This is a genomic window from Lactiplantibacillus songbeiensis (genome assembly GCF_005405125.1).
GTDB lineage: Bacteria > Bacillota > Bacilli > Lactobacillales > Lactobacillaceae > Lactiplantibacillus > Lactiplantibacillus songbeiensis.
Map to the genome: position 1 here is coordinate 18,719 of NZ_BJDL01000009.1, position 19,877 is coordinate 38,595.

General features: G+C 43.9%; 21 protein-coding genes. 13 read left to right on the forward strand and 8 right to left on the reverse strand.

From position 1 onward, the window contains the following. Nucleotide 1 precedes the first annotated feature (1 nt). Nucleotides 2-1,078 (forward strand): hypothetical protein, encoded by a 1,077-nt coding sequence (locus FFM77_RS03485; RefSeq protein WP_137634362.1) that lies wholly within the window; start codon nt 2-4, stop codon nt 1,076-1,078. Continuing rightward, complete coding sequence (locus tag FFM77_RS03490; RefSeq protein ID WP_137634363.1) at nt 1,071-2,156, forward strand: hypothetical protein; 1,086 nt, start codon at nt 1,071-1,073, stop codon at nt 2,154-2,156. Before FFM77_RS03485 ends, FFM77_RS03490 begins: the two co-directional genes overlap by 8 nt. 177 nt (nt 2,157-2,333) lie before the next feature. Here the strand turns inward: FFM77_RS03490 and FFM77_RS03495 are convergent, their stop codons facing one another. After that, complete coding sequence (locus tag FFM77_RS03495; protein WP_137634364.1) at nt 2,334-2,588, reverse strand: Txe/YoeB family addiction module toxin; 255 nt, start codon at nt 2,586-2,588, stop codon at nt 2,334-2,336. A 3-nt stretch (nt 2,589-2,591) separates the two neighbouring features. Next, entirely contained in the window at nt 2,592-2,870 is a 279-nt protein-coding gene (locus FFM77_RS03500) for a type II toxin-antitoxin system RelB/DinJ family antitoxin (RefSeq protein ID WP_137634365.1), read from the reverse strand. Between the two features lie 479 nt (nt 2,871-3,349). Here FFM77_RS03500 and FFM77_RS03505 point away from each other — a divergent pair, with 479 nt between their 5' ends. Together FFM77_RS03505 and FFM77_RS03510 are read left to right on the forward strand one after the other, a co-directional pair. Next, the gene (locus FFM77_RS03505; RefSeq protein WP_223876776.1) at nt 3,350-6,790 is read left to right on the forward strand and encodes a MucBP domain-containing protein; all 3,441 of its coding nucleotides are present in this window, start codon (nt 3,350-3,352) and stop codon (nt 6,788-6,790) included. Between the two features lie 170 nt (nt 6,791-6,960). After that, entirely contained in the window at nt 6,961-7,356 is a 396-nt protein-coding gene (locus FFM77_RS03510; protein ID WP_137634367.1) for an iron-sulfur cluster biosynthesis family protein, read from the forward strand. 40 nt (nt 7,357-7,396) lie between these two features. Here FFM77_RS03510 and FFM77_RS03515 read toward each other — a convergent pair whose 3' ends face one another. Continuing rightward, nucleotides 7,397-7,939: a TetR/AcrR family transcriptional regulator gene (locus FFM77_RS03515; RefSeq protein WP_137634368.1), complete on the reverse strand. Its 543-nt coding sequence runs from the start codon at nt 7,937-7,939 to the stop codon at nt 7,397-7,399. 205 nt (nt 7,940-8,144) lie between these two features. On the opposite strand from FFM77_RS03515, the gene FFM77_RS03520 reads away from it, so the two are divergent. The 3 genes from FFM77_RS03520 to FFM77_RS03530 all read left to right on the forward strand — a co-directional run bounded on the left by FFM77_RS03520 (nt 8,145) and on the right by FFM77_RS03530 (nt 10,214). Next, a complete protein-coding gene (locus FFM77_RS03520) occupies nt 8,145-8,615 on the forward strand; it encodes a DUF2975 domain-containing protein (protein ID WP_137634369.1) in 471 nt (156 codons plus the stop codon). Next, entirely contained in the window at nt 8,612-8,815 is a 204-nt protein-coding gene (locus FFM77_RS03525) for a helix-turn-helix domain-containing protein (RefSeq protein ID WP_137634370.1), read from the forward strand. Before FFM77_RS03520 ends, FFM77_RS03525 begins: the two co-directional genes overlap by 4 nt. Nucleotides 8,816-9,083: 268 nt before the next feature. Further along, nucleotides 9,084-10,214 (forward strand): GGDEF domain-containing protein, encoded by a 1,131-nt coding sequence (locus FFM77_RS03530; protein ID WP_137634371.1) that lies wholly within the window; start codon nt 9,084-9,086, stop codon nt 10,212-10,214. Between the two features lie 85 nt (nt 10,215-10,299). On the opposite strand, the gene FFM77_RS03535 is transcribed toward FFM77_RS03530, so the two are convergent. Continuing rightward, a complete protein-coding gene (locus tag FFM77_RS03535; RefSeq protein WP_137634372.1) occupies nt 10,300-10,734 on the reverse strand; it encodes a MarR family winged helix-turn-helix transcriptional regulator in 435 nt (144 codons plus the stop codon). Between the two features lie 104 nt (nt 10,735-10,838). Here FFM77_RS03535 and FFM77_RS03540 point away from each other — a divergent pair, with 104 nt between their 5' ends. Together FFM77_RS03540 and FFM77_RS03550 are read left to right on the forward strand one after the other, a co-directional pair. Further along, nucleotides 10,839-11,297, forward strand: coding sequence for a DUF2798 domain-containing protein (locus FFM77_RS03540; protein WP_137634373.1), 459 nt, complete (start codon nt 10,839-10,841; stop codon nt 11,295-11,297). A gap of 338 nt (nt 11,298-11,635) precedes the next feature. Continuing rightward, nucleotides 11,636-11,902 (forward strand): helix-turn-helix domain-containing protein, encoded by a 267-nt coding sequence (locus tag FFM77_RS03550; protein WP_137634449.1) that lies wholly within the window; start codon nt 11,636-11,638, stop codon nt 11,900-11,902. 402 nt (nt 11,903-12,304) lie between these two features. Here FFM77_RS03550 and FFM77_RS03555 read toward each other — a convergent pair whose 3' ends face one another. The 4 genes from FFM77_RS03555 to FFM77_RS03570 all read right to left on the reverse strand — a co-directional run bounded on the left by FFM77_RS03555 (nt 12,305) and on the right by FFM77_RS03570 (nt 16,895). Beyond that, nucleotides 12,305-14,122: an AAA family ATPase gene (locus FFM77_RS03555; protein ID WP_137634374.1), complete on the reverse strand. Its 1,818-nt coding sequence runs from the start codon at nt 14,120-14,122 to the stop codon at nt 12,305-12,307. A 167-nt stretch (nt 14,123-14,289) separates the two neighbouring features. Further along, on the reverse strand, nt 14,290-15,441 hold the full coding sequence (locus tag FFM77_RS03560; protein ID WP_171001548.1) for a low temperature requirement protein A: 1,152 nt from the start codon (nt 15,439-15,441) through the stop codon (nt 14,290-14,292). Nucleotides 15,442-15,466: 25 nt separating this feature from the next. Continuing rightward, nucleotides 15,467-15,985, reverse strand: coding sequence for a hypothetical protein (locus FFM77_RS03565; protein WP_137634376.1), 519 nt, complete (start codon nt 15,983-15,985; stop codon nt 15,467-15,469). A gap of 19 nt (nt 15,986-16,004) precedes the next feature. Further along, entirely contained in the window at nt 16,005-16,895 is an 891-nt protein-coding gene (locus FFM77_RS03570; RefSeq protein ID WP_171001549.1) for a LysR family transcriptional regulator, read from the reverse strand. Nucleotides 16,896-17,017: 122 nt separating this feature from the next. Between FFM77_RS03570 and FFM77_RS03575 the strand changes: the two genes are divergently transcribed. From FFM77_RS03575 to FFM77_RS03590, 4 genes are all read left to right on the forward strand, one after another. After that, nucleotides 17,018-17,395 carry a DUF2255 family protein gene (locus FFM77_RS03575; protein ID WP_137634378.1) on the forward strand — a complete coding sequence of 126 codons (378 nt, stop codon included), beginning with the start codon at nt 17,018-17,020 and terminating at the stop codon, nt 17,393-17,395. A gap of 150 nt (nt 17,396-17,545) precedes the next feature. Then, nucleotides 17,546-18,337 (forward strand): aldo/keto reductase, encoded by a 792-nt coding sequence (locus FFM77_RS03580; RefSeq protein ID WP_223876772.1) that lies wholly within the window; start codon nt 17,546-17,548, stop codon nt 18,335-18,337. A gap of 19 nt (nt 18,338-18,356) precedes the next feature. Then, nucleotides 18,357-19,262: an amidohydrolase family protein gene (locus FFM77_RS03585; protein ID WP_137634379.1), complete on the forward strand. Its 906-nt coding sequence runs from the start codon at nt 18,357-18,359 to the stop codon at nt 19,260-19,262. Nucleotides 19,263-19,282: 20 nt separating this feature from the next. Further along, nucleotides 19,283-19,873: a DapH/DapD/GlmU-related protein gene (locus FFM77_RS03590; protein ID WP_137634380.1), complete on the forward strand. Its 591-nt coding sequence runs from the start codon at nt 19,283-19,285 to the stop codon at nt 19,871-19,873. Nucleotides 19,874-19,877: the final 4 nt, after the last annotated feature.

Sequence of the window (19,877 nt, forward strand, 5' to 3'; positions counted from 1 at the left end):
GATGAGTAACCAAACTGTAAATCGATTATGGCGGTCGCAAAGCAAGTCGTGGTTCCGCTGGCTGATGATTACATTAATCCTCATCGGCTGGGTCACGGCGATGCAGACGACGCAAAGTCAACATTCAGCGGTGACCATGACGCGTAGCGAACGACTGCGCCAAGCTAAAGATTATCGCCAACATCCTAAAGAATATCGGGTGCATGGTAAAGTGGTTAGTCTAACAGTTTATAATGATAATCAAAATCAGTTCTTCTTAAAAAATCAGTTCAAGGTCAAGGGTATGGATCGGACTATTGAGCGGAATCCTACAATTGGCTATTATAGCGTCCTCATATTAGCTGGGCTATTCTTGGCCTTTTGGGGTCGCCGGACGCACTATACTGAGTTTTTACTCAGCCTTGGCGCGACCCGGACACAATTGTTTTTAGTCCAATTACGGCAATTAGTTTGGTTGGTGGGAACCGTTGCGGTGGCCCAATTAATCCATTGGGGGTGGATTATTGGCGTTATTCCAGAAAAGTATCAACGGTATCGCTCGCTTAGCGGCCTGTTCGGTAATAGTGTGTCGGTTGTGATGATTGGCGCTGGTCTCTTAGTATTGGGCTGGCTGATTGGTCAAGTAACGCCACAATTTTGGCTAGCTGGTGTGTTGGGGTTACTTAATTGGCGGTTTTTTAATGGGATGTTTACCAATTCTGGTTATCTCAGTTTCTTTCTGGGACCGGACGCACCGATTCCCGCTGGCTGGTTCTATGAACATTATTATCTGGCTAGCTTAATGATTGGTATCGCGACGGTACTAGGGCTAATTTTGATTTGGTGGCAGTCGCAACAATGGACGGCTGATGAGATGGCCGGACCGACGCAGCGACTACTAGCAACGAGTCTATATTGTGCTAGTTTTGCCATTGGCGTGGGGTCAATTATTGGTGACGTCTTTATTCAATCACTAAATCTGTTCAATTCATCAGCACCGTGGTACGAATTGGTAGGTATTGTTTTAGCGCTAATGGTTAGTTTGGGTTGGCGTTACAATCAAATTCGCCGTTTGAAAGGGGTGTCCCAAGTTGCCTAAATCATTATCAAAATTAGTTTTCCGCCAACATTGGCCACTTTTGTTAGGGCTACTAGTGATTTTAGTCGGCGCCGGGGTGTTCCAAGGGTTAAGTGGGACCCAAATGTGGCATAGTCAAAATTCGACTGAGTTTATGCAGATGTCGATTGATAATGAGCTACATTATCAACATGCGAGTCATCAGTATGTTGACAGTGATGGTCGGCGATATGCGTCAAAGAAAGCTTTTTATCGTGAGTGTCAGCAATCAATGTTGCAATTATATCGCCAGAATCCAACTAAAAAGACCAATTCAATTCGTGGCATGTTCGGCACCGGTGTTAATGTGTATTATTTTGTGATTGCAATGATTGCGGGTATTACCATGATCTGGTTGACGCGTCGACGCTATTTAAATGAATTCTTACAAGGCGTCGGTTATCGGCGAACTCAGATCTATCAGCAACAGACGCTTTTCTATGGGGTTACCACAGCACTAGGTGTGATTGTCGGGAGCATTGCCAATCTGGCCATTTTAGCTGCCAGTATTCCACAGCAGTACTTTGCGTATTTCAAGTGGTCTTTTTGGCTACGCGATTTAACCAACGATGTCTTGATGGCGGTGATGTTACTGTTAGTAGCCGGGTTACTCAGCCTAACGATTAATAACGGGGTGATCGTCTTTGCCTTTCTGTTTGCAATGTATTTGGATTGGTGGTTACCGTTGGCGGTCTATCGACAATCAGGAACGCACTATGGGGCTAACTTCTTATCTCGAAACTGGGTCTTAGGAGATAGCTTAGTCGTGTTATTAGGTCTGGCTGCTTGGATTGTGGGGCGCTGGTTGAGTCATCGTTATTCCAATGAACAACGCCAACAAGTCATTTTAGTTGCTGCGCTACGACTGCCGGTAATCTTATTATTGAGCTTGCCGGTTGGTTTACTGGTCAGTCAAGTCATTAATGGGTTGCTATCCGCAGAACATGGCCTGATCAGCTTTGCCATTAGCTGGGTCCTGGGAGTTGTTGGACTGATTGCATGGATTTATAGGCCTAAATGGAGTCAACGCCTTTGGCAAATGGTTGCGATGTTACGCTAGTGGCTAATTAGTGAACTAAAATTAAGGCAAAATTAAGAGCCCAAGGGAATGAAGTGCAATCACTTTAATCCCTTGGGCTCTTTTTCTGCCTTAAATAGTTATAGATGAGGTATTTGACAAAACGAACGTGATTATCTGAGTCTGGGTAGATCGGTTAAGAAACTGTAGCAGCTCGCTTTATTCGTAATGGTTTTTGCAGGCAACAACGATTAAACGCTTGTCCTTAACTGCATAAACTAATCGATCTTTACTATTGATTCTTCTTGACCAGCCGTCTTGATACTTCAATCGTTCGGGCTTTCCTAGACCATTTCCTAATCCGTCTCGTTGGATTGACTTAATTAAGTTGTTGATTCTTTTTAAAGTCTTGCGATCTTTGTTTTGCCAATCGATGTATTCAGTCCAAGCTTCATCTAAAAATTCAATTGGCATTGGTTATTCCTCACTGTTTTCTAAAAGGTGATGAGCATGAAGATCTTGGTTGCTATTCACTTTTTTAAAACGTCGGTTAAGTTCTGTCTGATTGGCTTTACCATAAAATGGATCTTTAACCTCAAATGGTAAGCCACCTTCAAGAATACTTTTTTTAATGAAGATATTAATCGCAGTCGAAAGGTTAAGGCCAAGGTTATCGAATATTTTTGCAGCTTGTTCCTTATCTGCAGGGCTAGTTTTGACAGAGATTGAGACTTTCTTTTTTTCAGTATTTAACATAATGTTCACCTCATTAGAATAGTAACACGAAACACATACGCCGTATATTAGTTAGGCCTATATTGTGCCTGAATAATCAAAAAGTGACAATCGGATTAATTTTTTATAGGACGATTTATCAGATAGCACCTGTTTTGCAAGTCCCCCCTAAATTCTTGTGTAATTAAAGATATTATACTTTTAAAACAATATATTTATGGTAAGATATAGATATAGTATAAGTGTTTAATAATAGCGGATGGATATTCTTTATATGACGTTTATTACAGGGCCTGCTTGATTACTGCAAATAGTTGTCAGATAACTGTTTGCAGTTCTTTGAAAGTTGATTTTTATACGTTTATTTAGACTTTTTTGGTGGTTATGGATAATTTTTAAACCTTTAACAATGTGTTTGAGGGACGCATTAATTTCAGGCTAGTTAGATTTTTGGACGTTAAATAGTTAAAAAGATGCTAGGGGGATTTATTGTGAGTAATATGAAGCAACACTTTAAGATGTATAAAAAAGGTAAAAAGTGGCTAGTGGCGGGAATTGCAACTTCATTTCTAGTTTTTGGTAGTAGTGACTTAATTGGTCGAGCAGATACGGCAACGAGTACGCCAGCCAAAACTAATGACGCCGCCGAACAGGTGACTGAGACACCAGCAGCTACGAAGACGGTCCCACTTAAAGGTGAGTCCGCTTCGCCCGCAACAGCGAGTGTCGATCAGTCGTCGTCAACAAGTGTGCCAACTACTGAGACACAATCGTCAGCTGGTAGTGACTCCTCCTCAGCCTCCTCAGCCACCAGTGAGACTAGTACACAGTCGGCGACCTCAGCGACCTCAACCGTGTCATCGGATAACGCGAGCGAAGCCAACAGTAATCAATCACAGTCATCCGCCCAACCGGAAGAAACTGAACAGTCAGTTTCGAGTGAGGCTGGTTCGGCCCAACCGGCTGCGGATAAATCAGCAGCAAGCAACGTCACGTCAGCGGCAGCCACTACACCGCAAGATATTAGCGCTAATACCCCAGATGTTAATCAGATTAAGACAGTCACACCAATGCGGATGCGGGCCTTGGCCCAACCGTTAACTAAGGCTGCCGATGAAACGATTGATCAATGGATGCCAAATAAGACCTTACAAACGGCAATTTTGAATGCGCTGAATAAAGGAAATTATGGCAAGACGTGGGCCAGTGTAGCTGATATTCAACAGTCGGATTTACTGTTATTAGATAAATTAGATATGAGTACCTATTTAACCTATATTGATGGAAAAAGTTCTTTTTCACTTGAAGGCTTACAGTATGCCTCGAATTTAACTGATTTAAATTTGGCTAATGATTTAGATAGCAATAAGTATTTTCGTGGCGACATCACGGATATTTCACCGTTAGCGTCATTGAAAAACTTAACTCGTCTTCAATTAGTTCTCCAGCGGGTTTCTGATATAACGCCGTTAGCAAATTTAACGAAATTAGTCGACTTGAATCTTTCAAATAATGAAATTGCCGATTTCTCGTCACTAAATGCTGCCCAGTATACAAAATATTTTTATTATGCCGCGCAAAATGTTTTAGCGGATGTCGTGTACATCCCAACCACCGGCAAATATACGGTGACTAGTCCAGTTAAACCACCTAAGGGCGTAACTTTCCACTTGGATACACCGGTTAACGGGAAAGCAATTTTTGTCGTTTCAGCGAATCAGCCGGATGCGTCAGTCAGACTTTATTACAATGGTGGAACTGATACGCTGACGGGTGATCAGCTGAGTTATCAAGTGACTAAAAATCAGGTGATGCCCGGACCAGCCAGCATCCCCAATTTTCAATATGCGATTATTCAAAATCCATATGCTTATTACATGATGTCGACTTTTCTTGATGCCAGTGGTAGCGACATTGCAGAGCTGTTTATTCCCTACATCGTCGCAAATTACGCCAAAGATGTCACGGTCAATTACGTCGATGAGCAAGGTAACACGTTGGCACCATCCGAGACCTTATCAGGACTGATTGGTGAGAACTATACGGCCACGGCTAAAACATTAACCGGTTATCAACTCGATGATCAACCTACAACCATCACGGGTGCCTTTTCGGATGTTGAACAAACTGTGAACTTCGTTTATAAGATGGCTTATTCAACCGTGACTGTCCATTATCAAGATGCCAGTGGTCAGACTATCAAGCCAGATGTCACAGTAACTGGCCAGATTGGGACAGACTTCGCCATTGATTATCCAAGTATTCTCGGCTACACGTATGCGTCTACGCAAGGTAATGCGACTGGGACGTATGGTGACCAACCGACGGAAGTAACGTTCGTTTATAACGCAGCTTATTCAACGGTGACCGTGCATTATCAAAATGCAGCCGGTGATACGATCAAAGCTTCAACGACCGTTACCGGTCAGATTGGGACGGACTATGCGATTGATTACCCGACAATTTTAGGGTATACGTATGATGCCACGCAGGGTAATGCGACCGGAACATATGGTGACACACCGATAACCATTGTCTTCATTTATAAAGAAGCTTACTCAACGGTAACGGTACATTATGTTGATTTGCAGGGCCGGTCGATTCGGGCTGATCAAGTCTTAACGGGTCAGATTGGGACGAGCTTTGACATCAACTACCCAGAAATTCTTGGTTACACGTACCAGACAACCCACGGTGAAACGACTGGGACGTATGGTGACACGCCATCAACGGTGACCTTTATCTATCAAGCCGCTTACTCGTCGGTTCTAGTTCATTATCAAACGGCTGATGGGCAGTCCATTCAACCTGATGCGACGATTACCGGCCAGATTGGAACGGATTATCAACTTACAGCGCCAGACATTCTTGGTTATCGGTATCAATCAACCCAAGGGAATGCCAGTGGCACGTATGGGAACACGCCAGCGGAAGTCACCTTTATTTACACCGTGGCTAAGTCAACGGTAACGGTGCATTATAAGGATGCGGCGGGTCAAACCTTGCAAGCTGATACCGTGTTAACGGGTCAAGTTGGGGCGTCATATCAAGTCACAGTGCCAACTTTATCCGGTTATCGGTATCAAAGTACACAAGGTAACGCGACTGGCACTTATGGTGAGACGCCAATTGAAGTCACCTTTATCTATGACCAAGCGCACTCAACCGTGACCGTTCATTATCAAGATGAAGCTGGCCAAACGTTACAAGCTGATACCGTGTTAACAGGTCAAGTTGGGTCAACCTATCAATTGACGGTGCCTGATATTGACGGTTATACGTATTTGGCAACGCGTGCTCAAACTAGCGGTGTCTACGGTGAAATGCCAATTGAAGTGACCTTTGTTTATCGAGCCAATGCGGTTACACCGCCAGTAGTTACCCCGGATCAAGCAACGACGATCACCGTCCATTATGTGACGGCAGCTGGCACGCAATTGGCAGCCGATAAGCTATTTACCGGTAAGCCTGGTGATCCGTACGCCACGACGGCGGCGATAATTAGCGGTTATCAACTGATTGCACAGCCAACCAATGCCAGTGGGGTTTTAGGCACGGATGACTTCGAGGTTACCTATGTTTATGAACCGGCTACGGATACCGGAGTTGGTGATCAGATTAATCCGGATGACGGCGATGATGTCGATAACCAGCAACCAGAGCCAGGCAAACCTGGAACTAAGCCAACTGCTAAGCAGCCGGTTACGCCTGGGCAGCCAACAACGGAAGCTTTAGCTGCTAGGATTACGCCAACGGCTAAGGCTCAGGTGACAAAAGTCAAGTTGCAACCGGCGTCAACTGGTAAAACACCAGCTGCAACGCCACACGCCGTCGCAACTTTACCACAGACTGATGAAGCCAAGTCGTCACCGGCATGGGGCTTAGCAATTTTAGGTAGTTTGCTAGGTTTAGCTGGCTTGAAGCGGCGCCGTCATAACTAAATGATCGTAAAAGCGTGTTAGCTCTGGTCAAATTGACCAGCTAACGCGCTTTTTGCGATCAATCATCGGAAGGGTAATTAGCGAGGCTAAAAGATGCTACTTACCTAATATCGGTGTACTATATAGGATCAGATATATAAATGGAATTAAATAACAAAGGAGATTTTTAAATGACCCCAATTAAAATGAGTGATCGTCTGGTCACCTTATTACAACAAAAACAATTTACGACGCAAAACTTAATCTTATTCGCTGATGACGGCGGTGGTAAGTACTCGCTACATGGTGGCGCCTGCTCAATTGGCACCAAGTTTACGATTGCGGCAGTTGACCAGCCAGATCCAGAATATTCAGTACCGTTAGCCAATACAGCCAACTTGAAGTTATGGACATCAACTTATGACTTAATTTTCTTCACAGATGGCCTGGTCATGGATTATCAACAAGGTCGGATTTCGCTTAAAGATAATGCTCACATGCTAGATAATGCCGTTCAACTAGCACATGGCGCTGAAATTTTAGCGGCGTTTGAACAAGGTGTGCCCGCTGATAACTTAACTTGCTAATTGTAAAAAAGACTGACAACCGCCTGTTTGTCAGTCTTTTTTAGACACTAGCGGCCATCAATTGCCAAATTGCTTCGAAACGTTGCTGATAGTCAGGCAAGTTCCAAGTGGAGCTAAAGTTTGGCAACATAAACGTTGCAAACGCTGATAGAATCGCTTCAGCCGTCTGGGTATCCGTTGTGGGATAACCCATGATCGTATTAATCGTCTGATAGGCCGGTTGTAGCACAGCTCGTAAAACCAAGGGATTATTGTCCACGTAACGGGTGTTCAAGTCAAACATCGGTGGATTCGTATTAAAAGTTTGTTTCTTAGCATTGACCAAATCCCAGAGCCAAGTGTGTAGTTGCTCAGTCGGCGTAGCGGCGGGCTTAGGTTGAACCTGATGAAGAATCGTTTGGCTAAACCAAGTCATCGTCACAGCTTCCCAGAGCGCTTGTTTGTTTTTAAAATGTTTGTATAGCGCGGCATGCGTCATGCCGAGTTCTTGGGCAATTTGCGCTAGGGTGATGTCAGTGCTACCAGTTTGATCAATCAAATCGGCGGCGGTTTGAATAATTTTATCACGGGTCGATTGGGTCATGTTGCGGTCATCCTTTCGTTTAGTTCAGTTTAACATATTTTAAGCAAAAAGTTACTTTATATTATTTTTGTAACTTAAAGTAGCGCCGGCTTTTTTCGATTTGGGTAATCTGTCAACTGCTAAACTTTATCGAAAATTAATAACTATTTATTGTTTATCAATAATAATTGTGTATAATTAAGTCAACAGGTGAGGGGTGCTAAAAATGAGAAAACGAACGAGTTTATTGAAATTAGCCTTAATTGTCATTAGTCTAGCAATCTTATTGGCAGCAATTTTTGTGGTTCCCGTGATGATCCAGATGGGAAACACTGATTTACAAGGTTGGGGCTATCCTTTAGGCGTCGGTTTATATGTTTTATTAGGCTTAGTCTTAGTGGCGATTGGGCAGTCATGGCACTTACTACGACTGATTGAACAACAGGCCGTTTTTTCGGCGGATTCCGTTGTGGCGCTAACTTGGATTAAAAGGTGTGCGTATGGGGTCACAGCAATTTTTGTGGTGACTTGGCCACTATTTTATGTGATTACTCAGGCTACGGATGCGCCGGGAATTTTACTGATGGCCATTATCCTGACGGGGATTGCGTTAATCATTGGCATTTTTGCCAGCATCTTAGCCCAGTTATTAGCAAATGCCGTGCAGTTGAAACATGAAAACGAGTTGACGATATGATTACGGTAAATTTAGATGTGATGTTGGCAAAACGGAAGATGAGTTTGACTGAGTTGTCGCAAGCGGTTGGGATTACGATGGCGAATTTATCGATTTTGAAGAATGATAAAGCTAAGGCCGTCCGATTTTCGACATTGGCAGCCATTTGTCGGGTGCTGGACTGTCAGCCGGGTGATATCTTGGTTTATTCGGCAACGTGACGATGACCCGCAATGATAATATGTGACAATTAGTTAATTTACCAGCAATAATTAAGGCATATGCACAATTCAAGTGATTTAACCCTAACTCGGCCTTGACATTTTAGGTCAATAGCCTTTTACTAATAAGAGTATTACTGGTTGTTTTTTGAACAAAATTCGGCTTTTTGTCGGCTAAAATAATTAATCAGTAACGGTAAATTTAACTTAAATTTCCAGGCGTTTGGTCTGAAAAACTAACAAACTAAGCAATAAAGAAGGTTGATCAATGACTTGGTCTAATTGGCATGTTTCGCCATTTTTAACCAGTGTTTTCTTTACTTTAGGAGTATTAACGCTTTATTGGGTCTCGTTTAATTGGCTCACATCGTGGCTGCGTTCGCGACATATCTCGTTTGATGAAGATCGACTGAATGCGTGGTATGGTGTCATCTACATGGTGGTCTTTGTGTTTTCAATTCAGATGATTATTGTGGGTAAAAACTACTCATGGCAGTTTATGAATTTTGAACTGATTGCGATTGTTTTCTGTGCGTATTTCTTGAATATTCACGTCCCATATTACTTTTTCTTTCCGATCCTGTTGGTCTATATGCTATTTGACCACTCAATCGGTTATTGGCAATCATGGGGCCATGCCCTGACGTTAGCGGTTTTCTTTACCGTTTTAAATGTCATTCGGGTAAAATTTCAAGACCATCGCTGTGCGCCCATGATTTACATGCTTGTTGGAGTGCCGTTTGGTGGGGTGTTATGGTTATGGATGAAGCTCAAGTTTAACTTTTCATGGGCCATCTATGGTCAAGAATGGCTTTACTTGATTATTTTCGAGGGCCTGCTTTACATCTATGTCACGATGCTCTCACAAAATAGTCAGACGCGGTTGCAATTGGCACAATTTGCCAGTCACGATGCGTTGACCCAGACAGAGAACTTTGCGGCTTATACGGGGGCAGTGCAGTATTTATTCAAGGACAGTACGCAGCATCAACGGCCGTTATCGATGATGATGTTTGATATTGATCACTTTAAACAGGTTAATGATACGTATGGTCATCTGGCGGGGGATCGGGTCTTACAGCAAGTGGCGTTGACCGTGCAAACGGTGCTGGACGCTAACGATACCAAAGTTAAGCTGTATCGAACTGGGGGCGAGGAATTCAACATCTTGTTTCCGGGCTATACGGTCGCCCAAACGCAGACGATTGTGACTCAGATTTTTAGTGCCATCAATCACCAGTCGATTCAATTCGGTGCCCGACAGATTGACATCTCAATCTCAGTCGGAGTGTCCGCAGTGGCGGGCGCAGATGGCTCGCCGCTCGACTTTTATAATCGAGTCGATCATAACTTGTATAACTCTAAGCGAAATGGCCGGATGCGGATTACCAGCATTTAAGGAGACGTCAGTTCGTTAAAATAGCCATCGTTTAAAAAAAGTAACCGCTGGATTAATTTCCGGTGGTTACTTTTTTTGTGACAACTTATTTAGAGTCATCGAAGCGTTTGGCTTGTTCGCTCCAAGCGGCTAAGTGCGTATAGACAGTTGTTAGGTCGGCCTCGCTAGTGTCACCGAGGACTTGGTCCCAGAGCGCTTGCTTGATCTGCCGAATCGTTGTACACGCTTGGTCTCCAGCTGGTGTCGTCTTGATCCAGGTGGTGCGGTGATCGGTATCGTCAGGGGTCCTGGTGATATAACCAGCCTTTTCTAGACGCGTCATCTCACGACTAACTAGGCCTTTATTAATCGCCAGTTCAGTCGCGATTTGTTTAGCCGTGACTGGGGCATATTCACCGATGAAAAGGAGAAAATTCGCGTTACTAGCGTTGATTTCCGGGAGTGTTAGGTCATGCGTCATCGCAATTTGAAAGCGCCGATGCAAAGCGCCGATAAATTTGCCGAGTTTAGTAATGTCCAAAATAACGACCTCCTTTAGTTAAAGCTATCATAGCATATAGTTGACAAATAAACTATATTCAACTAAACTATGATAGTTGCTTTATCAACTATATGGAGGCTAAGATGACTTTTAAAAAACGAGTGCTTTTTACACTACTAATGTGTACCGGTATGGCTAGTAGTATGAGCTGGCTAGGAATGGCGACTAAGATGGGGATTAATCAAGGGATGTGGCGTATATTTGGCTTGGCGTTACTACCAACGATTGGCTTTGCATTTGTGTTTAATTTTGTGGTGGTCGGGACGTTGACCCAATTATTAATCAAATGGCGGACTCGCAATATGGTCGATCAAACGGCGATACTTTTGAAGGCTAATGCCATGCGTGGTTGGACGATGTTATTGGTGATGTGTTTGACCATGAGCACGCGTGCCTTAATGATGAATGGCACGTTGTTTCATATGACCATAACGCAATTTATTCTAGGCTTCTTCGGTACCCTGACAACGGCTTATTTCGTTCGAAATATTTTTATCATGCCGTTGGTTCGGAAAATTTTAGCACAGGTGATGCCAAATTAAGTCGTCTGGCCGGATGCTTGGACAATCATAAAAAAACTAAAAGTTGAAAGTTAATACTATACAAAAATAGACATGAATCACTTCATATCTGTATACTTAAAGTGCCTAAACTCAGACGTACAGAGGCGTGTCATATCCGTGTCTACTATACAATATAATACTACCCCCGGATTGTTGATGACTAATCCGGGAAATAGTTGCTATTATTTTATTGTACTGAGATCAATAATTTCTAATTGTGCGAGGTGAGTATCTAACCACCCATGGCTTTACGAAGAAAACGCCCATTCGCGAAATAGAACATGCAAAGGAACTCAGAAAGGAATGGCATGATAACAATGAAAGTTGATAGTCTGATTACAGAAGAACTAAAAAATTCTGAGTTTGCTGCAGCCTACCGTGATGAGGGAGAGTTGCTTGATACGGCTATTGCCCTTTATCACGCTCGTGAATTAGCAGGCTTAACTCAGGCCGAGCTGGCGGAACGAGCCTCGACAACGCAATCTACTATTGCCAGAATTGAACGTGGTGACAATGTGTCGTTCAGCAAGTACGCACAAATTGCACATGCATTAGGCAAGCGTGTAAAAGTTAGCTTTGAATGAAAATCTTTATTTTTGAACCATCTCACAGCTGACCCTGCATTCGTATTGCTGCCATACTATAGTCACGTGGAACCTATGAACGACGAATGATTTTAGAAACAGGAGAAAAAATGAAAAAGTTGGGTTGGGTGTATCACTTGAGAAAGGTGATTTCAAACTAGAAATTCCAAAAATTGTGCACTTTATCTAAAGGTTGAAAGTTAATAATGTACAGTAAAAGTACTTATGTCACAGCCCCAATGCACAATAAATCAGAAAATACTAATATTTAATGCCACAGGTCTTTTGTATCAAGGCGTGTGATCCGCTTTGTGCTTTTAATCTTTAGATAAAAAAACTCATGCTGACTGTAACTAAGTGATAGTCAGCATGAGCTTTTTTATATAGTGTTTTAAATTTAGTCTATTGGTCTGAATCAGTTATTAACGTTAACGTTTTGGTGCCGCGCGAAGTGGCCACATAGCGACGATGATTGCCAGCTGCAGTATCCAAGTAATAAGGATTCATCCAATCGACAATGACGGCATGATCAAATTCTAGGCCTTTAGCAACCGGCAATGCCATCAGATTAAGTCCCGGTTGCACCGTTTGATGGCTGGCAGCTGTCAAATGATGGACAATTGGAAACTGGTTTGCTAGCGTATCAGCACTAGCTTGATTAGGCGCGATAATGCCTACACTTTGGCCGTTTTGGACGGGTAACTGATCAAGCACCGATTTTAAATCCGCGGTTGTGACTGTTTGTGGCGTCAAACCATTGGCTTGCACAGCTTTGATTCGCGATTGCCAATCACCAGCGAATTGCGCAAAATAGGTCGTAATGGCTCCAGTCGCTCGATAACTAGTGGTTAATTGGAGCGGCTGAATCGTCTGATTGGTGAAATAGGCGGCAATATCTGGTGCTTGGCCGGTTAAACGTTGCCGATGATCACCAACAATTGTCAGTTGCGCTTTAGTGAATAACGCTTGTAGCATCAGCCAAGTATCAGCATCATAATCTTGGGCTTCATCGACAAACAGCGCGGCGGTAGTGGTTTGTTGATAATTGGTGATTTTAATTAAGAGATAGAGTTGGTCATAGGTGGTTAGGGTCGCCAAGTGCCATTGCGCAGCTAACGCGTCCCAGTCTAACCAGTGACTGACATCTGCAGGCAATTGCTGCATTGCCGTTAGCCATCGCCAAGCATGTTGCATGCGCGTTAAAAATGAGGTTTGGCTGTCAGTTTGGGCATAAGCTTGTGGTGATAAACCTGCCGGGGTCGGAAGGAAGGGCTGTTGCAACAAACGATCCAAGGTGGCCAGATGGTTATCAGCTAGGTTAGTCACTGTTAATCCCAAGCGAGCACCGACTGCTTGGATTAAGTTGGCGTAAGTACTAGTCAATGGTTCAGCTTCACCCAAGGCTGGTAACACGCCGCGAATATAGCGACTAAAAGCGGTATTCGGTGTCAAAATCAAGATGTCGGCGCTGGTCCAAGTGTCGCGGTGACGGTAAAGTTGGTAAGCTACGCGTTGTAGTAATACCGAGGTCTTACCACTACCAGCAACGCCGTCAACTAGCACAACTTGATGGGTGCTTTCACGAATAATGGCGTTTTGTTCCTGTTGAATGGTGGCAGTGATCTCTTGTAAGCCACCGCTACGGTTTTCAGCTAAGACGGCTAACAATAGCGGGTCACCAATCGCTGATTGCGTATCGACGACTTGTAACAACTGATCATGATCAATTACGAATTGCTGCCGCGCTAGCACAGTGACGGGGATGTCACGACCGTTTGCCTGATAACTGGTTGCGCCAGTGCGATTGGCGTAATAGGCATCGGCGACCGGGGCGCGCCAATCATAGACTAAGTCATTAGCCTGAGCATCGGTGTAACCGACTTTGCCTAAATAGTAAGCTTCTGGATCATCATCACCATAATCTAATTGTAGCTTAGCAAAATAAGCTTGTGGCAATAACAGTTTGGCATGGGCCAGTCGAGTCGCGGCCGTTTGTGCGCGGGCATTTAAAGTATCGATTTGGCGGTTATTGGCTTCGATACTGGCAAAGGTATCCAGCGTCTCAGTGTATGTGCCTAAATCCAAATGACCGTCCGTTCCCAGTTGGCGTTTGACTTGTTTCGCTTCCGTGGATAAGTCGGTCAATTGGGTCGTAAGCGTCGCAATATCGTGTTGAAATTGTTGGTACAGCTTGTGCAAATGTTGGGTTTCAGTTAACATGTTGCCACCACCTCCGAGCTACTAGTTTACACGCTTCATGATAAATTAATAGTCTATTTTTGGCAGCGCTAGCATGGTACAATAGAGATGAGGAAAAGGACCATTGTTAGCTTTAAACTGAATTTAAAAGCCATCGTCGTTTTTGGACGATGGCTCTTTTTAATATGCTAAACATTTTTGGTCCAATTTAAGATGCCGATACCAAGTAAGATTAAATCCATCAACAATAAGCCAACAAACACGGGGGCGAATTGTAAAATCAAAATGGCGATGATGCCCAGAACCAGCCATCGCGTTGGCCAGGTGGCTAATGGTTGAACGTTGAAGCGGGGTAATCGTGTGAGCGCTAGTAATGCGAGTAAGGACGCCGCTGTGACTAAGCTAAGACCACGGTAGTAGACCAATTGACCGGTGCCTAACGTCTGACCGATAAAGAACGATTGCAGGGTTAGACATGCAATTAAGAACCGATGAATCCCGCGGAAAAACGAAATTGGCCAATAGCGATCAGCTTCAATCTTACGTTCATCCATCAAGGTGTAGTAAATCATCCAAGTCCCGATAATACATAATAGTGCCAGGCCGAAGTGGGTGTAATCGGCGAGATGGGTATGTTCCGCCGTCATATGTTCAATAATGCCCGCTAACGATTCGCCTAAGACAATCATCGTGAACAACCCGTAACGTTCTAAGATAGCTGAGTTAAGTTCGAACGGAATCTGCCGTTGCTTAAATTCACGGTCAAAATTGCGATGTTCACTCATTACGGTACTGACGAAGATCAGTAGACTAATGATAATTAAGGCCTGTTGCAATGGGAGACTGGGTAACCAGATACTACCGATTAAAAGCGCTTCACCAACCACATAAGCAATCAAAAACGGCCGGGTCGTGGTGGCATGTAAGGGGTCGTTACGCATGGTTTGCCAGTATAAATACATGTAAATTAACTGATTGAACGAATAGGCCCAGATAAAGCCGGTATAGTGTCCGGCAAAGGCTTCCCCAGTAAAGGTCGCTGTAATGGCAATAGCCACGACTTGCAAGAGTGCGAAAAATAAATTACGTAGGTTGTTTTGACCATGCAAATCAAAGTATAGGACCATATTCGTCCAAGTATTGAAGAAGAATAGGAATAAGACCCAGAATGTTATAAAGCCGAATAAATTAAAGTGTTCGGTTAAGTTTTCCACGAATGTATGAATAATAACAACATAAATTAAATCTGAAAAGAGTTCTAACCAAGAGATTTTACGGTTATCAATCGTTTCAGTAATCGTGCGGGGCGTTCCCCACCAAGATTTTGGTGCTGGATTCACGAAGTTTTCCTCCTTTATAGTCAAGTTAGTAAATATCGTATGAAAGATCATAGAAGCTTGGTTCGTCTACCGGATTAATTTTACTGCCAATTTGAATACTGTCAGCTAGTAATTGATTGAAGTCAGCGGTCATAATCTCGTGATGTTTTTTGAGAAAAGTCACCAAGTCAATCCATGATTGTTGATTATCTTCACTAATTGTGCCATCAAGGTTATCAGCGAGATAGGCTATCAAGTTAAAAAATGCTTTTTGAGTGATTGGTAATTCAAAATCGAATTCTGAAAAGACTGCAATAACCCCGGAGGTATGGGTTTCATGAAGATAGATTCCGGAAGCATTCCAACGTATCTTAACCGTATCCCATTTTGGATTAAAGTCTGAATAGAGTAACGAAAATCCAAAATCAGTAAGGTTATTTAGTTCGTCATCTGGGCCAAGACGATTTGCAAAAAAGTTATCAGTCTTGATGCCCCATATTTTCTGACTTAGGGAATGATAATCTGCATTCAAAATGTTTTTTTTGACTTTTACAAAAGCTTTCATAGATGCCTCCTAACAATAACTAAATTGGCATTTGCCGGATTTCGGCAGTGACATAATCAATAAACGCTTGAGTTAACGGCGCCGGCTGTTGGTTCTTGCGCCAAATTAAAGTATGCCGGGTCTGACTAAGTGGACTAAATGGGACGAAGGCTAATGGGCCATCTGGATAAAAGTCTAGGACACCATCAATCCCGATGTCATAAAAACCATGTTTGGTCAGTAATGGGACCACGTTGTTTTCCAAGTTGCGATCGCCACGAAAGTTCAGGCTGGTCGCGTCAATCCGTAACCAGGCGGCAATTTGATTCTTAACAATGCTACGGCGTGAGCCTAATAAAGGCAGTCCTTGCAAGTCAGCGCCAGTGATTTGGTCATGAGTCGCGAGTGGGGCGTCTTTGGCCATGATGAGTCCCCAAGTTTCGGTAATTGGAATTGCATGCGCCCAGTATTTAGCGGATTCGACTGGTTCTAACAAGACCCCGACATCTAGCTTACCTTGATCTAATTGCGTCCGAATGGAATTGCCATCCGCGCTGTAAAGGCTGAAGGTGACGTGGGGGTGTTGCTGTTGAAACGCAGTTAACCAGTCAGCCACGACGGTTGAAACTTTGCTTTCAACACAACCAATGCGTAAGTTGCCTGCTAAACCGGTTGCTTGTCGCTGCAGATCTTGTTTCGTTTGATCCAGATAACTCAAAATTGTTTGCGCCCGCCGTTCGAATAAGACGCCGGCATCAGTGAGGGTAATCGACCGTTTACCACGAATAAATAACTGGGCACCGACTTCCGCTTCTAAATCCTTCAGTTGCCGCGATAAAGTTGGTTGCGTGGTATGTAGAGCATCAGCGGCTTTAGTGATGTTACCGACTTGGGTTAAGACGATAAAATAGTGTAATAATCGCGTTTCCATAAAGGCTTCCTTTCTATCATACATAAAATACATGGTAAATCATTAAAACTAAGCATTTTACATTATTATTAGGCCCCCGTATGATGATGTCAATGAGTTGAACTTGAAAGGAAGCTTTTTAGATGGCGCAATGGACAATGAAACAACTAAATGAATTTGCAACAGCGGATGACATGCATGTGTCTCCGTTTTATGAAGATGGTAAAACGTATGGCACCCCGACGTGGATCTGGTCGGTCGTAGTGGATCATCACTTGTACGTTCGGGCTTGGAACGGGCAGCAGTCGCGGTGGTATCAATCGGCTAAGCAACAACGGGCTGGCCGGATTCAATTGGCTAACCAAACGTTCGAAGTGACTTATACGCCAGTAACCACAGATGATCAGTTGACCGCGGCAATTAGTCAGGCGTATGAAACGAAATATGCTGGAAGTCCATACTTGCCACCGATGTTAGCGGCGGGGCCAATTAGTGCGACCGTTCGTTTAGACTTAAAATAGAGGCGAGAAACTAATGACAACACAACCAAAAATTGCTTTAGGAACCTGGGCTTGGGGCGATACGCCGAATGGTCAAGTCTTTGGCAATCAGTTAAGTACTGCTGATTTGAAACCAGTTGTTGATGCCGCGATGGCTGCTGGCTTAACACTTTGGGACTCCGCCTTGGGGCATCGGAAGAAAAAGTCGGTGAGCTCTTACAAGCTTATCCGCGTGACAGCTATCAATTATCAACGAAGTTCACCCCACAAATGGCCGCGGGTGACAGTGACCATGAAGTTGCGGATATGTTAGCTGGGAGTTCGAAACGGTTAAAGACTGATTACATTGACCTGTACTGGATTCACAATCCGGCCGATGTTGAAAAGTGGACGCCGCAATTAATTCCATTAGTGCAAAGTGGTAAGATTAAACAAATCGGCCTTTCAAACCATAATTTAGCCCAAATCAAACGGGTTAACGAGATTTTAGGAACGGCTGGTATTCAAGTCTCAGCGGTTCAAAATCATTTTAGCTTACTGTATCGGTCTTCAGAAGCAGCGGGGATTATTAAGTATTGCCAAGACCACAACATGACGTTCTTCGCTTATATGGTCTTGGAACAAGGTATCTTAACTGGGCGCTATAGCGTTGACCAACCGCTACCGGCTGGCAGTGCGCGGGCCGCGGCTTATAATCAAGTCTTACCACAGATTGGCGCCTTAGTGGACGCCTTGACTGAGATTGGCGCCGCGCAACAAGCATCCGCTACCGAAGTCGCGACGGCTTATGCTTTAGCTAAGGGCACCACGCCGATTATCGGGGTGACGAAAGCCAAGTATATTCCAAGTGAGGCTAAAGCGATGGCCTTAACCTTAAGTCCAGCTGAGATTGACCGCTTAGAAGCGTTAGCGCAAGCGGCCAATGTCGATACCAAGGGCTCGTGGGAAGCGCCGATGATTTAAAAAAGTGAGGTTATATCACATGACAACAGACGTTTTTGCACATATTTTACCGCCAAAATTTTTAAAACAGATGCAGGCACTTAATCCTGACATCTTAGATCAATTTCCCTATATGAAAAATGACTTATTAACGGATCTTCAGCAGCACCGGCAAAGCTTACTAAGTGGTCATCAACAAATCTTATCAGTGGTTAATCTGAATCCCGAAGACTTTGTTGATCCTGTTCAAGCAGCAGACTTGTGTCGAGCGGCTAATGATGAATTAGCCGCAACGGTGCGTGCGAACCGTGATGTGTTCCCAGCTGGTGTGGCGATGATTCCCATGAATAATATTCCCGCGGCGCTGCAATTAATTGATGACCAAGTGGCACATTCCGATGCGTTAGTCGGTATTCAATTGTTTACGCAAGCCTTGGGTCAACCGATTGCGGCTAAAGCTTATGAACCAATCTTTGCTAAGATGGCCGCAATTGGCGCTCCAATTTGGTTGCATCCCGTCTTTGACACGCATAAGACAGATAATAATCTAACATTTAGTTGGGAATATGAACTAACACTGGCGATGGATGGTATCGTTAATGCCGGTTACTTTGAACAGTGGCCCGACTTAAAAATCATCGTGCATCATGCTGGTGCAATGGTACCTTACTTTAGTGAACGGATTAAGTATATTCAAGGTGAAGCGAAATTAGCTGATTTCAAACGGTTTTACGTCGATACCGCAATCCTGGGGAATCCGAAAGCATTGGAGTTGGCAGTGGACTTCTTTGGCAGTGACCACGTCTTATTCGGCACTGATTCACCGTTTGGCATTCCACCAGTGGGGCCAACTGCGGTGATTGAAGCTGCGGTGGCAGCAATGGCGATTACGCCAGCGCAAAAACAACAGATTTTAACGACGAATTGGCAACAGTTAAATCGTTAATTGAGGGGTGAAAGTTGAAAATGATGACGGAACATGAAAAATTATTAGCTGGTCAAGATTATGATTATCGTGATCCTGAATTACAAGGCATGATTCAACGTGGTAAAAGCTTGCTACAAACCATTAATACCAGTACTGATTCAAAGGTACGCACAACCGCCATGCAAAGCTTTTTCGGCCAAGTTGGCGACCGGTTGACGATTAACGGGACTTTTAGTGCCGTGTATGGTCAGCATATTCAGGTCGGCGATGATGTCTTCATTAATGGCAACTGTACGTTTCAAGATTCCAATCGCATTACGCTAGGTAATCGGGTTATTATTGCGCCCGATACTAAGTTGTATTGCGGCGCGCATGCTTTAGATGCCACCAAGCGGTTTGGAACGCGAGCAGACGGCAGTCACTATCTGATTACTTATACGAAGCCAATCACGATCGGTGATGATGTGTGGATCGGTGGTAATGTCACCATTATTGGTGGGGTCACGATTGGCAATAACGTGGTGGTCGGTGCTGGTGCGGTCGTCACCAAAGATGTGCCAGCTAATACGGTTGTTGGTGGCGTGCCGGCGAAAGTGATTAAACCGTTGCCACCATTATCAGTCGATTAAAGTG

Bases quoted from the DNA above. Each gene is read 5' to 3' on its own strand.
- FFM77_RS03530 (WP_137634371.1), top strand. From the start codon at position 9,084: ATGACTTGGTCTAATTGGCATGTTTCGCCATTTTTAACCAGTGTTTTC.
- FFM77_RS03525 (WP_137634370.1), top strand. From the start codon at position 8,612: ATGATTACGGTAAATTTAGATGTGATGTTGGCAAAACGGAAGATGAGT.
- FFM77_RS03585 (WP_137634379.1), top strand. From the start codon at position 18,357: ATGACAACAGACGTTTTTGCACATATTTTACCGCCAAAATTTTTAAAA.
- FFM77_RS03540 (WP_137634373.1), top strand. From the start codon at position 10,839: ATGACTTTTAAAAAACGAGTGCTTTTTACACTACTAATGTGTACCGGT.
- FFM77_RS03500 (WP_137634365.1), bottom strand. From the start codon at position 2,870: ATGTTAAATACTGAAAAAAAGAAAGTCTCAATCTCTGTCAAAACTAGC.
- FFM77_RS03570 (WP_171001549.1), bottom strand. From the start codon at position 16,895: ATGGAAACGCGATTATTACACTATTTTATCGTCTTAACCCAAGTCGGT.
- FFM77_RS03575 (WP_137634378.1), top strand. From the start codon at position 17,018: ATGGCGCAATGGACAATGAAACAACTAAATGAATTTGCAACAGCGGAT.
- FFM77_RS03550 (WP_137634449.1), top strand. From the start codon at position 11,636: ATGAAAGTTGATAGTCTGATTACAGAAGAACTAAAAAATTCTGAGTTT.
- FFM77_RS03505 (WP_223876776.1), top strand. From the start codon at position 3,350: ATGAAGCAACACTTTAAGATGTATAAAAAAGGTAAAAAGTGGCTAGTG.
- FFM77_RS03555 (WP_137634374.1), bottom strand. From the start codon at position 14,122: ATGTTAACTGAAACCCAACATTTGCACAAGCTGTACCAACAATTTCAA.
- FFM77_RS03565 (WP_137634376.1), bottom strand. From the start codon at position 15,985: ATGAAAGCTTTTGTAAAAGTCAAAAAAAACATTTTGAATGCAGATTAT.
- FFM77_RS03510 (WP_137634367.1), top strand. From the start codon at position 6,961: ATGACCCCAATTAAAATGAGTGATCGTCTGGTCACCTTATTACAACAA.
- FFM77_RS03590 (WP_137634380.1), top strand. From the start codon at position 19,283: ATGATGACGGAACATGAAAAATTATTAGCTGGTCAAGATTATGATTAT.
- FFM77_RS03515 (WP_137634368.1), bottom strand. From the start codon at position 7,939: ATGACCCAATCGACCCGTGATAAAATTATTCAAACCGCCGCCGATTTG.
- FFM77_RS03495 (WP_137634364.1), bottom strand. From the start codon at position 2,588: ATGCCAATTGAATTTTTAGATGAAGCTTGGACTGAATACATCGATTGG.
- FFM77_RS03520 (WP_137634369.1), top strand. From the start codon at position 8,145: ATGAGAAAACGAACGAGTTTATTGAAATTAGCCTTAATTGTCATTAGT.
- FFM77_RS03485 (WP_137634362.1), top strand. From the start codon at position 2: ATGAGTAACCAAACTGTAAATCGATTATGGCGGTCGCAAAGCAAGTCG.